The 15,485-nt window shown below is 69.7% G+C and carries 16 protein-coding genes; 14 read left to right on the top strand and 2 right to left on the bottom strand.

What is annotated here, in order from left to right; translation table 11 throughout:
• The first annotated feature begins 42 nt into the window (after positions 1-42).
• Positions 43-810, top strand: a complete 768-nt coding sequence (locus ASE34_RS06045; protein ID WP_053099028.1) for an IclR family transcriptional regulator — start codon at positions 43-45, stop codon at positions 808-810.
• Between the two features lie 6 nt (positions 811-816).
• Here ASE34_RS06045 and ASE34_RS06040 read toward each other — a convergent pair whose 3' ends face one another.
• Positions 817-1,428 carry a TetR/AcrR family transcriptional regulator gene (locus ASE34_RS06040; protein ID WP_056277496.1) on the bottom strand — a complete coding sequence of 204 codons (612 nt, stop codon included), beginning with the start codon at positions 1,426-1,428 and terminating at the stop codon, positions 817-819.
• Positions 1,429-1,539: 111 nt separating this feature from the next.
• On the opposite strand from ASE34_RS06040, the gene ASE34_RS06035 reads away from it, so the two are divergent.
• Genes ASE34_RS06035 through paaK form a run of 6 tightly spaced genes read left to right on the top strand, consistent with a single transcriptional unit; the run spans position 1,540 to position 8,122 of the window.
• Positions 1,540-2,727 (top strand): thiolase family protein, encoded by a 1,188-nt coding sequence (locus ASE34_RS06035; RefSeq protein WP_082586539.1) that lies wholly within the window; start codon positions 1,540-1,542, stop codon positions 2,725-2,727.
• Positions 2,724-3,452 (top strand): enoyl-CoA hydratase/isomerase family protein, encoded by a 729-nt coding sequence (locus ASE34_RS06030; RefSeq protein ID WP_056277488.1) that lies wholly within the window; start codon positions 2,724-2,726, stop codon positions 3,450-3,452. Before ASE34_RS06035 ends, ASE34_RS06030 begins: the two co-directional genes overlap by 4 nt.
• The gene (locus ASE34_RS06025; RefSeq protein WP_056277487.1) at positions 3,449-4,315 is read left to right on the top strand and encodes a 3-hydroxyacyl-CoA dehydrogenase family protein; all 867 of its coding nucleotides are present in this window, start codon (positions 3,449-3,451) and stop codon (positions 4,313-4,315) included. Before ASE34_RS06030 ends, ASE34_RS06025 begins: the two co-directional genes overlap by 4 nt.
• The gene (paaZ, locus tag ASE34_RS06020; protein ID WP_082586516.1) at positions 4,312-6,393 is read left to right on the top strand and encodes a phenylacetic acid degradation bifunctional protein PaaZ; all 2,082 of its coding nucleotides are present in this window, start codon (positions 4,312-4,314) and stop codon (positions 6,391-6,393) included. Before ASE34_RS06025 ends, paaZ begins: the two co-directional genes overlap by 4 nt.
• A complete protein-coding gene (gene paaI / locus ASE34_RS06015; RefSeq protein ID WP_053095433.1) occupies positions 6,390-6,782 on the top strand; it encodes a hydroxyphenylacetyl-CoA thioesterase PaaI in 393 nt (130 codons plus the stop codon). Before paaZ ends, paaI begins: the two co-directional genes overlap by 4 nt.
• A 44-nt stretch (positions 6,783-6,826) precedes the next feature.
• Positions 6,827-8,122, top strand: coding sequence for a phenylacetate--CoA ligase PaaK (gene paaK / locus ASE34_RS06010; protein WP_056277479.1), 1,296 nt, complete (start codon positions 6,827-6,829; stop codon positions 8,120-8,122).
• Between the two features lie 24 nt (positions 8,123-8,146).
• On the opposite strand, the gene ASE34_RS06005 is transcribed toward paaK, so the two are convergent.
• Positions 8,147-10,267 carry a RecQ family ATP-dependent DNA helicase gene (locus ASE34_RS06005; protein ID WP_056277475.1) on the bottom strand — a complete coding sequence of 707 codons (2,121 nt, stop codon included), beginning with the start codon at positions 10,265-10,267 and terminating at the stop codon, positions 8,147-8,149.
• Between the two features lie 94 nt (positions 10,268-10,361).
• On the opposite strand from ASE34_RS06005, the gene ASE34_RS06000 reads away from it, so the two are divergent.
• The 7 genes from ASE34_RS06000 (at position 10,362) to ASE34_RS05970 (ending at position 15,484) form a co-directional block, all read left to right on the top strand.
• Positions 10,362-10,781 (top strand): hypothetical protein, encoded by a 420-nt coding sequence (locus ASE34_RS06000; protein WP_053095430.1) that lies wholly within the window; start codon positions 10,362-10,364, stop codon positions 10,779-10,781.
• 122 nt (positions 10,782-10,903) lie between these two features.
• Positions 10,904-11,881: a 1,2-phenylacetyl-CoA epoxidase subunit PaaA gene (gene paaA, locus ASE34_RS05995; protein WP_056277764.1), complete on the top strand. Its 978-nt coding sequence runs from the start codon at positions 10,904-10,906 to the stop codon at positions 11,879-11,881.
• A complete protein-coding gene (paaB, locus tag ASE34_RS05990) occupies positions 11,881-12,186 on the top strand; it encodes a 1,2-phenylacetyl-CoA epoxidase subunit PaaB (protein ID WP_056277472.1) in 306 nt (101 codons plus the stop codon). The genes paaA and paaB overlap by 1 nt, the downstream gene beginning before the upstream one ends.
• Positions 12,183-13,025, top strand: coding sequence for a 1,2-phenylacetyl-CoA epoxidase subunit PaaC (gene paaC / locus ASE34_RS05985; protein ID WP_056277468.1), 843 nt, complete (start codon positions 12,183-12,185; stop codon positions 13,023-13,025). Before paaB ends, paaC begins: the two co-directional genes overlap by 4 nt.
• The gene (gene paaD, locus ASE34_RS05980) at positions 13,019-13,525 is read left to right on the top strand and encodes a 1,2-phenylacetyl-CoA epoxidase subunit PaaD (protein ID WP_056277465.1); all 507 of its coding nucleotides are present in this window, start codon (positions 13,019-13,021) and stop codon (positions 13,523-13,525) included. The genes paaC and paaD overlap by 7 nt, the downstream gene beginning before the upstream one ends.
• Positions 13,525-14,703, top strand: a complete 1,179-nt coding sequence (gene paaE, locus ASE34_RS05975) for a 1,2-phenylacetyl-CoA epoxidase subunit PaaE (RefSeq protein WP_056277462.1) — start codon at positions 13,525-13,527, stop codon at positions 14,701-14,703. Before paaD ends, paaE begins: the two co-directional genes overlap by 1 nt.
• 10 nt (positions 14,704-14,713) lie before the next feature.
• On the top strand, positions 14,714-15,484 hold the full coding sequence (locus tag ASE34_RS05970; protein WP_056277458.1) for an enoyl-CoA hydratase/isomerase family protein: 771 nt from the start codon (positions 14,714-14,716) through the stop codon (positions 15,482-15,484).
• Position 15,485 lies beyond the last annotated feature (1 nt).

Genomic DNA, 15,485 nt, shown 5'->3' with positions numbered 1-15,485 from the left:
GCGACCGCCCGGCTCGACGACGATCCGGAGAGAGGAGCCGCGATGATCCAAGCCATCGATCGCGCAGCGAAAGTGCTCGAGCTGCTGCAGGGTGCGCGCCATCTCGGCATCACCGATCTCGCGCTCGCCCTGAGCCTTCCCCCGTCGACCGTGCACGGGATCGTCAAGTCCCTGCGCGAGCACGGACTCGTCGCGAAGGAGCGCGGCGGGCAGCGCTACATGCTCGGTCCCACCCTGCTGCGGCTGAGCAACGTCTACCTCGACACCCTCGACGTCCGGGCCAGAGCCATGCGGTGGACGCAGGAGCTCGCACGCCGCACGAACCTGCCGGTGCGCCTCGGGGCGCCGCACTTCCACGAGGTGCTCGTGATCCACCACGACCTGCGTCCGGACGACAGCCAGCAGATGCTCGAGACCGGCGTGGCGATCCCCGCGCATGCCTCCGCGATGGGAAAGGTCCTGCTGGCGCACGACCTCGGCTTCCAGCGCACCGTCTTCGAGCGGCCGCTGCACAGCCTCACCGGGGACACGATCACCGACGTCGCCCGACTGCTGCTCGACCTGCCGGCCATCGCCGAGCGGGGCAGCGCCTCGGAGACCGATGAGGCCGTGCTCGGAGAGTCGTCCGTCGCCGCGCCGGTCGCCGACGCGTCGAACGACATCGTCGCCGCGGTCGCCGTCGTGATGCCCACATCGCAGGCGCCCGCCTCGGACGCGGTGCTCAACGCGCTGCGCGAGACGGCGCGCAACATCTCCCGCGAGCTCGGAGCGACCAGCTGGCCTCCCCGCGTGGCGCCGGCCGACGACTGAGCCCGCTCAGCGGGACTGCAGCCCGTCGAGGCTCACCCGCAGGATGTCCTCCCCCAGCTCGTCGGGATCGACGGGACCCCCGGGTCGATACCACTCGACGACCGAGTTGATCATTCCGAAGATGAGCCTGGTGGCGACCGCCGCATCGACGTCGTCACGGATCAGCCCCTCGGTCTGCGCTTCCGACACGATCGCGGTCACGCGCTGGTCGAACGCACGTCTGCGCACCAGCGCGGAGGTCTCGACATCGCCGTTCCCCCGCACGCGCAGCAGCAGCGTCACCGAGGGGAGCTTCTCGGTGAGCACCCGCACCGCGCCGCGGATGATCGCCCGCAGCCGGTCGGAGGCCAGCGAGTGCTGCGCGGTCGCGTCATCGACGACGGCCTCGAGCGCATCGAGCGCATCGTTCAGCGCGAGCTCGAGGATCGCCGACTTCGACTCGAAGTGATGGTAGAGCGCCGACTTCGTCAGCCCCAGCGTCGCGCTGAGGTCGGCCACGCTCGTCGCGTCGTAGCCGTGCTCGTTGAAGACCTTGACGGCGACCGCGAGCACCTGCTCGCGGTCATAACCTGGCCGGCCGCGCTTGGGGGCCGGCGCCTGGATTCGGGGCTCTGCCATGGGCCCAGTCTGTCAGTCCGGATGAGTTGCCATTCGCGGAAGGATCTGAGATCGTATTCCTGACCGATCGGTCTGAAATTATCGCCAGCGTGGGCGTTCGAGAGGATGATGATGTCCGAGGCCTATCTCGTCGACGGGGTCCGCACCCCCGTCGGTCGCTACGGAGGCGCACTCGCCGGCATCCGTCCGGACGATCTGGCGGCCCTCGTCGTCGCCGCCACAGTCTCGCGAGCCGCCATCCCCGCGGACGACATCGACGAGGTGATCCTCGGCGCCGCGAATCAGGCGGGCGAGGACAACCGCAACGTCGCACGGATGGCCGTGCTGCTCGCGGACCTCCCCGATTCGATCCCCGGATTGACCGTCAACCGCCTCTGCGCCTCGGGGATGTCAGCCATCGCACTCGCCGCGAACGCCGTACGCGCAGGGGACGCCGACCTCATCGTCGCCGGTGGCGTCGAGTCCATGACACGCGCGCCCTGGGTGCAGGCGAAGCCCGAGCGGGCATGGGCCAAGCCCGGCGCGGCCTTCGACACGTCGATCGGCTGGCGCTTCACGAACCCGCGGCTGAGCGCCCGCGACAAGGCCACGTTCTCGATGCCCGAGACCGCCGAAGAGGTCGCACGCATCGACGGGATCACCAGAGCGGATGCCGACGCCTTCGCGCTTCTGAGCCATCAGCGCGCCATCTCGGCGATCGACGGGGGACGCCTCGCCCCCGAGATCGTGGGCGTCGAGACGGGCCGCGGACTCGTCGACACCGACGAAGGCCCGCGCAGGGACAGCACGCTCGACGCGCTGGCCGCACTCCGTCCGGTCGTCGCAGGCGGCCAGGTCGTCACGGCGGGCAACTCCAGTTCCTTGAACGACGGAGCCTCGGCGATCATCGTGGCGAGCGCCGAAGCGGTCGAGCGACATGGCCTTCGTCCGCGCGCACGGATCGTCGCCTCGGCGACCGCCGCGCTCGCTCCCGAGATCATGGGCCTGGGTCCCGTGCCGGCAACACAGAAGGCACTCGCGAAGGCGGGCCTGCAGGTCGGCGACCTCGGTGCCGTCGAGCTCAACGAGGCCTTCGCCTCGCAGTCCCTCGCCTGCATCCGCCGCCTCGGACTCGACCCGTCGATCGTCAACGCCGACGGCGGAGCCATCGCACTCGGCCATCCCCTCGGCTCCAGCGGATCCCGACTCATCGTCACACTGCTCGGCCGACTCGAGCGCGAGAACGCGCGCTTCGGTCTGGCCACGATGTGCGTCGGCGTGGGTCAGGGCACCGCGATGATCGTGGAGCGTCTGACATGACTCTGCGCATCGAGGAGCATCGAGACCGGGTGATCGCCACGCTCGACCGGCCCGAGAAGCGCAACGCCATCGACCAGGCGACGATCGACGCGCTGCACGACCTCTGCGCGCTGCTCGAGCGGACGCCGCGCACGCTGATCATCACCGGCACCGACGGCGTCTTCGCGGCGGGCGCCGACATCGCCCAGCTGCGCGATCGCACCGCCGACGACGCCCGGCGCGCCATCAATGCGACCGCATTCATCCGCGTCCACGATCTCCCGATGCCGGTGATCGCCGCACTCGACGGATACGCGCTCGGGGGCGGAGCCGAACTCGCTTACGCCGCCGACATCCGCATCGCGACGCCGTCCCTCCGCATCGGCAACCCCGAGACCGGGCTCGGCATCATCGCCGCAGCCGGCGCGACCTGGCGCCTGCCCGAGATCGTCGGAGACGCGAGGGCGAGCGAGCTGCTCCTCACCGGCCGAGCTCTGGATGCCGAGGAGGCGTTGAGGTGGGGACTCGTGTCGTCGCTCCATCCGGCCGCCGAGCTGCTCGCGGCCGCACACCGGATCGTCGATCGCATCGCGGCGAACGATCCCCTCGCGACGCAGCACACCAAACGCGCCCTGCGCACTCCGCGAGCAGGCCACCCGGCGATCGAGGTCGAACTGCAGGCCGAGCTGTTCGAGTCGCCCGAGAAGATCCGCCGCATGACCGACTTCCTGGAGAAGAGACGATGAGCGACATCGGCAGCGCCCCGAATCGGGTCGGCGTGCTCGGAGGCGGCCGCATGGGAGCCGGCATCGCACATGCGTTCCTGCTCGCCGGATCTCACGTCAGCGTGATCGAGCGCGATGCGGCGAGCGCCGAGGCGGCGCTGACCCGCATCGGCGACAGCATCCGCAGATCCGTCGACCGCGACCCCTCTCTCGACGAGACCGAATTGACCGGGCGCATCACGACCGGCGTCGATCCCGGAGCCTTCGCCGCGGTCGACCTCGCGATCGAGGCGGTTCCCGAAGACCGGGCCCTCAAGGAGGACGCACTGTCGCGGGCCGACGCCGTGCTGCCCCCGTCGGCGGTTCTGGCGAGCAACACCTCGTCGATCTCGATCGACGATCTCGCTGCGGGCCGCAGGCATCCGGAGCGATTCCTCGGCCTGCACTTCTTCAATCCGGTGCCCGCGTCGGCCCTGGTCGAGGTCGTGCGCGGCGCAGCGACCGACCGGTCGGTCGTCGAGAGCGCCACCGCCTGGGTGGCCGCCCTCGGCAAGACGCCGATCGTCGTCAGCGACTCCCCGGGCTTCGCTTCGTCGCGGCTGGGCGTGATGCTGGGCCTCGAGGCGATCCGGATGCTCGAGGAGGGCGTCGCCTCGGCCGCCGACATCGATGCCGCGATGACGCTCGGGTATCGGCATCCGATGGGTCCGCTGCGCACCACCGACATCGTCGGGCTCGATGTGCGCCTCGGCATCGCCGAAGAGCTGGAGCGCACGCTCGGCGAGCGATTCGCTGCACCGGAACTGCTGCGCCGCATGGTCGCCGAGGGAAAGCTGGGCCGCAAGAGCGGCGAAGGGTTCTACGCATGGAACGAGGAGAGATGACCGAGTATCTGCCGAGCTACGTCCAGGGCGAGTGGTGGACGCCGTCGTCACCGACGCGATCCTCAGAGGTTCGCGATGCGTCCACCGGCGACGTCGTCGCCGTCGTGTCGACCGAGGGCCTCGACCTGGCCGGGGCACTGGAGTACGCCCGCTCCGTCGGGCAGAAGAGCCTCGGTGCGCTCACGTTCCACCAGCGGGCCGTGCTGCTGAAGCAGTTCGCCCTCGCTCTCACCGAGCGCAAGGACGAGCTGTATGCGCTGTCCGCACGTACCGGCGCCACGAAGGCCGACTCGTGGGTCGACATCGACGGCGGCATCGGCGTGCTCTTCTCGTACTCGGGCAAGGGTCGCCGCGAGCTGCCGAACAGCCGCGTGCATGTCGACGGCCCCGTGGAGCCGCTGTCGAAGGACGGGTCGTTCCTGGGTCGTCATGTCTACACGACGCTCCCCGGGGTCGCTGTGCAGATCAACGCGTTCAACTTCCCGGTGTGGGGTTCGCTCGAGAAGTTCGCACCCGCGTTCCTCGCCGGCATGCCGACGCTCGTGAAGCCCGCGACGCCCACGGGCTACGTCGCCGAGGCGATGGTGCGCATCCTCGTCGAATCGGGACTGCTGCCCGACGGATCGCTGCAGCTCGTCAGCGGCAGCGTGCCTGACCTGTTCGAGAACCTGCGGCTCGGCGACATCGTCGGGTTCACCGGCAGCGCGTCGACCGCGGAGAGCCTCAAAGCCCACGCCGCAGTGCAGACCGGCGGTGTGCGGTTCACCGCCGAGACCGACTCGATCAACGCCTCGGTGCTCGGCACCGACGCGATCGAGGGAACCCCGGAGTTCGACGCCTACGTGCGCCAGCTCGTCACCGAGATGACGAGCAAGGCCGGCCAGAAGTGCACGGCCATCCGGCGAGCGATCGTGCCGGCGGGCTCGGCCGACGCGATCATCGGCGCCGTGCAGGCGCGCCTCGCCGAGAAGACCGTGCTGGGCGACCCCCGCGCCGAGGGCGTCACCATGGGCCCTCTGGCCTCGACGGGGCAGCGCGATGAGGTGCTGCGCCAGGTGGATCGCCTGCAGGCGGCGGGCGGGCAGGTCGTCGTCGGGACGACGGATGCTCCCGAGGTCCGCCGCGCAGACGGCAGCACCGGCACCGCACCCGACGGAGCCTTCGTGTCGCCGCTGCTGCTGCGCTTCGAGGACTCGCAGTCCGACGCGGCGCACTCGATCGAGGCCTTCGGCCCCGTGTCGTCGCTGCTCACGTACGACACCATCGCCGAGGCCGCAGCGCTCGTCGCCCGAGGTGGCGGCTCGCTGGTCACCAGCATCGCCACGCATGACCCGGCGCAGGCCGTGGAGCTCGCCACGCGCATCGCACCGTTCAACGGCCGGATGCTGCTGCTCGACCGCGACGATGCACGATCGTCGACCGGGCACGGATCGCCCCTGCCCAACCTCGTGCACGGCGGCCCCGGTCGAGCCGGCGGCGGTGAGGAGCTCGGCGGCATCCGCGCGGTGCTGCATCACATGCAGCGCACGGCAGTGCAGGGTTCACCCGAGATGCTGACTGCCTTGACGGGTGTCTGGCACGCGGGGGCGGCCGCGCGCAGCGACGGTCGGCATCCGTTCCGCAAGTCGCTCGCGGAACTCCGCATCGGCGACCAGATCGTCTCCGGCTCGCGCGAGGTGACCCTCGCCGACATCGAGACGTTCGCGCACTTCACGGGCGACACGTTCTACGCCCACATGGACGAGGCATCCGCCGCCGCGAACCCGTTCTTCCCCGGACGGGTCGCGCACGGCTACCTGCTCGTCTCGTGGGCCGCCGGTCTCTTCGTCGATCCGGAGCCCGGACCCGTGCTCGCGAACTACGGTCTGGAGAACCTGCGATTCATCACGCCGGTCTCCCCCGGCGACACGATCCGCGTCGAGCTGACCGCGAAGCAGATCACGCCGCGTGAGACGGACGAGTACGGAGAGGTGCGCTGGGACGCGGTGATCCGCAATCAGAGCGACGAGCTCGTCGCCACCTACGACGTGCTCACGCTGGTGAACAAGCAGCCGACACCCGAGGTCGTCGCCGCATGAGAGAGATGATGCAGCGCGATGCCGCATCGCAGATGCTCGGCATGACCGTCGAGGAGGACGCCCCCGGAGAGGCCGTCGTCTCGATGACCGTGCGCGACGACATGCTGAACGGGTTCGCCATCACGCATGGCGGACTGGTGTTCACCCTCGCCGACACCGCCTTCGCGATCGCCTGCAACGAGGACGATCGCGTCACGGTCGCGGGTGGTGCCGACATCACGTTCCTGAAATCCACGACCGCCGGCCAGCGACTGACAGCGCGCGCGGTGCGCCGTGTCGTCAGCGGACGCAACGGCCTGTACGACGTGACGGTGACCGACGAATCGGGCGATGTCGTCGCCGAGGTCCGCGGCCGCTCGCTCACGACGAACCGGTCGCACCCCGCCTGAGCGCACGCACGCTCACTGCTCTGTCCCCGACGAAGGAGTCGACGATGACCGCAACACATGCCGAGATCGGTGCCGAGGCCGAGCTTCATTCGCCTGAACGACTGGCGCGGCTGCAGCTGCAGCGCCTGCAGTGGACCGTCCGGCATGCCTACGAGAACGTGCCGACCTATCGCCGCAAGTTCGACGAGCACGGCGTGCACCCCGACGACGTGCGCACCCTCGACGACGTGCGGCGTCTGCCGTTCACCACCAAGGCCGACCTGCGCGAGAGCTATCCGTTCGGCATGTTCGCCGTGCCGATGACCGACGTGCGACGCGTCCACGCGTCGTCGGGCACGACGGGGCGGCCGACCGTCGTCGGGTACACCGAAGGAGACCTCGACCGGTGGAGCGACCTGGTGGCGCGGTCGCTGCACGCCGCGGGCATCCGCGCGGGGATGAAGGTGCACAACGCCTACGGCTACGGGCTCTTCACCGGCGGACTCGGCGCGCATGCCGGGATCGAGCGTCTCGGAGCGACCGTGATCCCGGTGTCGGGAGGGCAGACCGTCCGGCAGGTGCAGCTGATCACGGATTTCGAACCGGATGCCATCCTCTGCACGCCGAGTTATCTGCTCACGATCGCTGACGCGATGGAAGCCTCGGGCATCGATCCGACGACCACGTCGCTGCGCGTCGCGGTGCTCGGCGCCGAGCCGTGGACGAACGAGATGCGTCGTGAGATCGAGCGGCGACTGAACATCGATGCCGTCGACATCTACGGGCTCAGCGAGGTGATGGGGCCGGGGGTCGCGAGCGAGAGCGTGCTCACGAAAGACGGCCCGCACATCTGGGAGGACCATTTCCTGCCCGAGATCATCGACGGAGAGACTGGGGAACGGCTGCCGGACGATGCGCTCGGCGAGCTCGTCTTCACGTCGCTGACCAAAGAGGCTTTTCCTGTGATCCGGTATCGCACGCGCGATCTGACGCGCCTGCTGCCGGGAACCACCTATCCGGCGCTTCGACGCATGGAGAAGATCACCGGCCGCAACGACGACATGATCATCCTGCGCGGCGTGAACCTCTTCCCCACCCAGATCGAGGAGCTGGTGATGGGCATCGAGACGCTCACCCCGCACTTCGTGCTCGAGCTGCACCACGTCGGGCAGCTCGACACGATGACCGTGCGCATCGAGCGACACCCGTCGCTGAGTGCCGAGGACTGCGATGCCGCCGCTGCGGTGCTCACCCACCGCATCAAGATGCACATCGGCACCAGCGTCGACGTGACGGTCGAGGAGCCGGGCACGCTGCCCCGGAGCGAGGGCAAATACCAGCGGGTCTACGACCTGCGGTAGGGCTCGAGCCGGGTGTCCCCGCCGTCAGCCGCGCAGCGCGAGCACGAACGGGAGCACGTCGCTCGCCCCCGCCTGGCGCAGCGTGCGCGCGGCGACCGTGAGCGTCCAGCGGCTGTCGGCGAGATCGTCGACGAGCAGCACGGGACCGGTCGGCACGTCGAGGCCCTGCGCGCTGAATCTGTCCCACAGACCTGCCAGCCGGAACACGCTGTTGCCACCGGGTTGGCCCGTCGGCCCGCCGTTCACGAGGTCGAGCGCACCGAGATACGGCAGGCGGCCGATCTCGGCGATCCCGCGGGCGAGTGAGTCGACGAGCAGCGGATGCGATCGCGACGGCATGGCGACGACCGCGACGGGGCGCTCGGTCCACCCCCAGTCGGCGAGCACGCGCACGCAGCCGCCGAGGACCTGGGGCGTCACCACCGCGTCAGGGGCTCCCGCCGCGAAGAGCTCGCGCAGCGTGCCGCCCCAGCCGAGGTCGGTGAGACGGGCGAGTGCGCGCCCTTCTCCGGCCTGCTCCCCCGCGGGGATGCGCCCCTTCACCGGCACGTCGAGCTTGTCGGCTCCGGTCGGCCAGGCGCGACGAGGCTCGACCGGGACACCGACGCGATCGAGCGATTCCGCGGCCTGCGTCGTCGCCGATTCGCCGATCTCGCTCGGGAACCAGATGCCGGCGCAGTTGTCGCATCTCCCGCAGGGCGCAGCCGTGTCGTCGTCGAGTGAGCGCTGGAGGAATTCCATGCGGCATCCGTCGGTCTGCTCGTAGTCGATCATGTGCTGCTGCTCGGCGCGACGCTCGGCCGCGATGCGCTCATAGCGCTCGGCGTCGTAGGGCCACGGCTGTCCCGTCGCGACCCACCCGCCCTGCACCCGGCGCACCGCGCCGTCGACGTCGAGAACCTTGAGCAGCAGTTCGAGCGGAGTACGCCGGATGTCGACCATCGCCTCGAGCGAGGGCGTCGAGATGGGCTGATCGCCGAGGGCGGCGATCACCCGCTCGGCGCGCTCCCGATCCGGCATCGACGCGGTCGCGAAGTAGTGCCAGATGTCGCGGTCTTCGACGCCGGGCAGCAGGAGCACGTCGGCGCTCTCGCTCGCACGACCGGCACGGCCGACCTGCTGGTAGTACGCGACCGGCGACGACGGCGCGCCGAGGTGCAGCACGAAACCGAGGTCCGGCTTGTCGAAGCCCATCCCGAGCGCGCTCGTGGCGACGAGGGCCTTGACCTCGTTGCGCTTCAGCATCCCTTCCGACTCGGTGCGCTCGTCGGTGTCGGTCTGTCCGGTGTACGCGCGCACGTCGTGCCCGTGATCGCGCAGCAGCCGGGCGGTGTCGACCGCGGCCGCGACCGTCAGGGTGTAGATGATGCCTGAACCGGGCAGGTCGTCGATATGACTGAGCAGCCACGCGAGCCGGCTGGCGGAGTCGCGCAGACGCAGGACGCCGAGACGCAGCGAGGTGCGCGCGAGCGGGCCGCGGATCGTGAGCACCTCAGAGCCGGCGGCATCCGACGCCCCTCCCGTGCCGAGCTGCTCGGCGACGTCGGCCACGACCCTGCTGTTCGCGGTCGCCGTCGTCGCGAGCACGGGCACCTCGGGCGGCATCTGCTCGATGAGGTCGCGCAGTCGCCGGTAGTCGGGGCGGAAGTCGTGCCCCCAGTCGCTGATGCAGTGCGCCTCGTCGACCACCAGCATGCCAATCCGTCGAACGAGCGCCGGCAGCTGCTGCTCGCGGAACGCGGGATTGTTGAGTCGTTCGGGAGAGACGAGCAGCACATCGACCTCGTCTCGGTCGAGCTGCTCCATGACCTCCGACCACTCGTGCGCGTTGGTCGAGTTGATCGCCACCGCTCGAACGCCTGCCCGCTCGGCCGCGGCGATCTGATCGCGCATCAGCGCGAGAAGCGGCGAGACGAGGACGGTCGGCCCTGCCCCCTGGCGGCGCAGCAGCAGCGTCGCGACGAAGTACACAGCCGACTTGCCCCACCCGGTGCGCTGCACGACGAGCGCGCGGCGGCGCCCCTCGACCAGAGCCTCGATCGCCTCGTACTGACCGTCGTGGAAGTCGGCGTCCGGGCGGCCGACCAGCTCGCGCAGAGCCGAGAGCGCAGCAGTGCGGGTGTCGACAGAGGCGGGAGAAGTCATGTCTCCACTCTGCCCGATGCCTCCGACACCCGGTGCGCCACCATCCACAGGCGGATTCGAGCCGAGCCTCGGTGACGTCGTCTAGCGTGGGACGATGATCACCCGAGAACTGGCCGTATCCCTGCGCGACGCCGGACTCGTGTGGCATCCCGCCGAGGGCGACCGCTTTCAGCTCGATCTTCCGAACGATGTCGAGCTCGAGGCCGAAGCCGATGTCTTCACGGTCAGCGAGATGACGATCGAGGCCCGCCAGACCCCGAGCGGCACGGACCTCGCCTTCAACGGCACGACGGAGTGGGCGCTCGACGCCGTGACCCTCGCGGACGCGGTGTGGCTCCCCCGCGAGGATCAGCTGCGTGAGCTGCTGCGCGGCACCTTCCGGGCGCTGAGCCGCCTCTCCGACACCTTCGTGGTCGAGGTCGAGATCGCCGGCGAGACCCTACGTTTCGAGCATCCGGATCCCTCCGAGGCGTACGGCAGAGCCCTCCTCGACCTCGTCTCCCGCTCTCGCTGAGCAACTCTCCGAGCATCTCGCCGAGCGCCGCATCGGGGGTCTTCCTTGCGCCGCGACGACCTCCGTGTCAGAATTACCTAACGACCGGTCAGTAAAGCGGATCGGAAACCGAGGAGTCGATGATGACCAGCCCCGCAGATCTCTCCCTCGTCGACGGAGAGCTGTCCGACGACGAGCGCCTGTTCGACGAGCTCATCGCGAACGAGCAGCGCATCGAGCCTCGCGACTGGATGCCCGATGCCTATCGCAAGACGCTGATCCGTCAGATCTCGCAGCACGCGCACTCCGAGATCATCGGCATGCAGCCGGAGGGCAACTGGATCACCCGGGCGCCGAGCCTCAAGCGCAAGGCGATCCTGATGGCCAAGGTCCAGGACGAGGCGGGGCACGGACTCTATCTCTACTCCGCCGCACAGACGCTCGGCATCTCGCGCGACGAGATGATGGATCAGCTCATCAGCGGCAAGGCCAAGTACTCGTCGATCTTCAACTATCCGACACCCACCTGGGCCGACATGGGGGCGATCGGGTGGCTCGTCGACGGAGCCGCCATCTGCAACCAGGTGCCGCTGTGCCGCGCCTCCTACGGGCCCTACGGCCGCGCGATGGTGCGCGTCTGCAAGGAGGAGTCGTTCCATCAGCGCCAGGGATTCGAGATCCTGCTGTCGCTGATGCAGGGAACCGACGAGCAGAAGAAGATGGCGCAGGATGCCGTGAACCGCTGGTACTGGCCGAGTCTGGCGATGTTCGGTCCGCCCGACGACCAGTCCCCCAACTCCGCGCAGTCGATGAAGTGGAAGATCAAGCGCTTCACGAACGACGAGCTGCGTCAGCGCTTCGTCAGCATGCTCGTGCCCCAGGCCGAGATCCTCGGCGTGACCCTGCCCGACCCTGATCTGCGCTTCGACGACGAGACCGGCCAGTACGTGATCGGCGAGATCGACTGGGACGAGTTCTTCGAGGTGCTGCGCGGCAACGGCCCCTGCAATGCCGAGCGTCTCGAACGCCGCCGCACGGCCCATGAGGACGGCGCGTGGGTGCGCGAGGCTGCGGCCGAGTACGCCCGCAAGCAGGCGCTGAAGACGAAGGCGGTGGCGTGATGGCGACGCCCGGTGCCGACGCCCGCGAGCCCTGGCCGCTCTGGGAGGTCTTCGTCCGCGCGAACCGCGGCCTGAGCCACGTCCACGTCGGGTCGCTGCACGCCCCGGATGCCGACATGGCCATCCGCAACGCCCGGGATCTCTACACGCGACGCGGCGAGGGCGTGTCGATCTGGGCGGTGCCCGCCGAGGCGATCACGACCAGCGACCCCGACGCGAAGGGCGCCTACTTCGAGAGCCCCGCCGGCAAGAACTATCGGCACGCCGTGTACTACACGGCGTCCGAGGGGGTGCCGCACCTGTGAGCCACATCCAGGGTGATATCCACGGCGACCCGCACGGGGACGTCTCGGTCGACGAGCTGCGGCTCGGTGACGAGCTCACCGGAACCGGCTCCGCGGCGGCATCCGCCGACATCGCCGAGTACGCGCTCTGGCTCGGCGACGACGCGCTGATCCTGTCGCAGCAGCTCGGTGAGTGGATCTCCCGCGCGCCCGAACTCGAAGAGGACGTCGCCCTCGGCAACATCGCGCTCGACCTGCTCGGGCATGCCCGCTCGTTCCTTCACTTCGCGGGGTCTTTCGACGGACGCTCCGAAGACGATCTCGCGTACTTCCGCGACGAGCCGGAGTTCCGCTGCGCCTGGATCGTCCAGCAGCCCAACGGCGACTTCGCGCAGACCATCGCCCGCCAGTTCGTCGTGTCGACCTACATGTTCGAGCTGTACTCGGCCCTGCGGGCGAGCAGCGACCCGACCCTCGCGGCGATCGCCGAGAAGTCCCTCAAAGAGGTCGACTACCACCGAGACCACGCGGTGCAATGGGTGCTGCGGCTCGCCGGCGGCACCGACGAATCCCGGCGGCGGATGATCCGCGCGCTGGGCGACGTCTGGCCGTATGCCGACGAGCTCTTCCGCGACGAGCCCCTGATCGACCGCCTCGGGGACGCCGCGGCGCGTCCGTCGACGCTGCGAGCGGGCTTCGACGCCGTCGTCGCCGCCGTCTTCGCCGAGGCCGAGCTGACGCTTCCCGCCGTCGCGGCATCCTCGGCCGGAGGACGGCGAGGAGCGCACGCGAGTCCGTTCGGCCATGTCCTCGCGGAGATGCAGGTCCTGGCGCGACGGCATCCGGGAGCATCATGGTGACCGGCACGCTGCAGACCGCGCCCCGGTCGACCGCGTGGCGGATCGCCGCGGCCGTGGCCGACCCCGAGGTGCCCGTGCTGACGATCGAGGACCTCGGCGTGCTGCGCGCGGTCACCGTCGACGGCGACGTGGTGCGCGTCGACATCACCCCCACCTACAGCGGGTGCCCGGCGATGGACACGATCCGCGACGACGTCATCCTCGCTCTGACCGCCGCGGGATACTCACGGGTCGAGGTCCGGCTCGTGCTCTCCCCCGCATGGACGACGGACTGGATGTCGGATGCCGGCAGGCAGAAGCTCGCCGAGTACGGCATCGCGCCTCCGACCGGGCGCTCGGCGATCTCGTCCGGCCCGATTCGCCTCGCGATCAGCGTGCGGTGCCCTCGGTGCGGCTCGCTGGACACCCGCGAGGTCTCGCGCTTCGGTTCGACCTCGTGCAAGGCGCTGTTCGAATGCCGCGCCTGCCTCGAACCCTTCGACCACTTCAAGGTGCACTGATGTCGCTGTTCGCCCTCTCCGATCCCGCGCCCGCGCAGTCGCCTCGTCGAGCCGCCGCGCCGACGAAGAAGCGCGCGCGCTTCCACACCCTCGCCGTCGAGGAGGTGCGGCCGCTGACCGACGACTCGGTCGAGGTGACCTTCTCGGTTCCCGCCGACCTCGCCGACGACTACGACCACCTGCCCGGCCAGTATGTCGCCCTGCGCACGTCGCTCGACGGCACGGAGGTGCGCCGGTCGTACTCGCTGTGCCGCGCACCCGAGCACCGCACGGCAGAGCAGATCTCCGCCGGTGTCCCGACCCGGCTCAGTGTCGCCGTGAAGCGCGACGAGGGCGGGCTCTTCTCGACCTGGGCGCAGACGGGCCTTCACCCCGGGTTCGAGATCGACGTGATGAGTCCGCAGGGCACGTTCACCTCCGGGCTCGACGATCTCGATCAGCGTCACGTCGTGGGCATCGCGGCCGGTTCCGGCATCACGCCGCTGATGGCTCTCGCCCACACCGTGCTGACGCGCTCCGACACCTCCCGCTTCACCCTGCTCTACACGAACCGCTCGACGCTCGACGTGATGTTCCTCGAGGATCTCGCCGACCTCAAGGATCGCTACCCGACGCGCCTGACGCTGCACCATGTGCTGTCCCGCGAGCAGCGCACGGCCCCCGTGCTCTCCGGACGCATCGACGAGGAGAAGCTGCGCACCATCCTGGGGGCGCTCATCGATCCGACCGACGTCGACGAATGGTTCCTGTGCGGACCGCTCTCACTGGTCGACCTGTGCCGAGACGTACTCGCCGACGTCGGTGTGCCGCGTGAGCACATCCGCTTCGAGCTCTTCACGACGGGTGACGAGCCGGCGCGCGCCGCCCGCCCTGTCGAGGTGCGCGCGGGCGAGAAGACGATCCGCATCGAGGTGAATCTCGACGGCGTCTCGTCGACCGTCGAGAGTCCGGTCGACGCGCACGAGTCCGTGCTCAATGCCGCTCTGCGGGTGCGACCCGATGCGCCGTTCGCGTGTGCGGGCGGCGTCTGCGGAACCTGCCGTGCGAGGGTCATCGAGGGCAGCGTGACGATGACGGAGAACTACGCGCTGGAGCCCGATGAGCTCGAGCGCGGCTACGTCCTCACCTGCCAATCCCACCCCACGAGCGACCGCATCGTGGTCGACTACGACGTCTGAGGAGCATCGGATGATCGATCTGACCGTCGCCGACGACGTCGCCACCGTCGTCCTGAATGCGCCGACGAAGCGGAATTCACTCGACGAGCAGGCGCTCCGCGATCTCGGCCGCGCCTACGACGAGGCGGATGCCGCGGGAGTGCGCGCGCTGGTGCTGCGGGGCGAGGGCCGGGCCTTCTGCGCCGGTCGCGACATCTCGGGCGTCGACCCCCGTGACGACGACGTGATCGGGTATCTCGGCGGGCTCGTGACCCCGCTGCTGCAGCGGATGGCGCGGTTCCCCGCCCCGACCTTCGCGGTGGCGCACGGCGCCTGTCTCGGCGTCGGCCTCGGACTCCTCATCGCCACCGACGTCGTGTACGTCGCAGAGTCGGCCAAGATCGGGTCACCGTTCGCCGCGCTCGGTGCCACTCTCGACTCCGGCGGCCACGCCCTCTTCGTCGAACGTCTCGGGGCGCACCGGGCACTCGACCTCATCTACACCGGTCGGCTGATGAGCGGCACCGAGGCCGTGTCAGCGGGGCTCTTCTCCCGGGTGCTGCCCGACGACGAGGTCGTGCAGGCGACGACGGATGCCGCGGCGACCGCTGCGCGTGGCGCCACCGCCGCCTTCCTGGCGAGCAAGCAGCTGGTCGCCAGGATCCGCGACGAGCGCCTGGCGCTGTGGGAGTCGATCGATCTCGAGAACGCCGCCCAGGCCGCCCTGTGCGACACCGACGACTACCGCGAGGGGTTCGCGGCGTTCCAGGAGAAGCGCACGCCGGAGTTCCGCGGCCGCTGAG

The organism is Microbacterium sp. Root280D1 (assembly GCF_001428975.1).
Taxonomy (GTDB): domain Bacteria; phylum Actinomycetota; class Actinomycetes; order Actinomycetales; family Microbacteriaceae; genus Microbacterium.
This window is presented reverse-complemented; position numbering and strand designations above follow the sequence as displayed.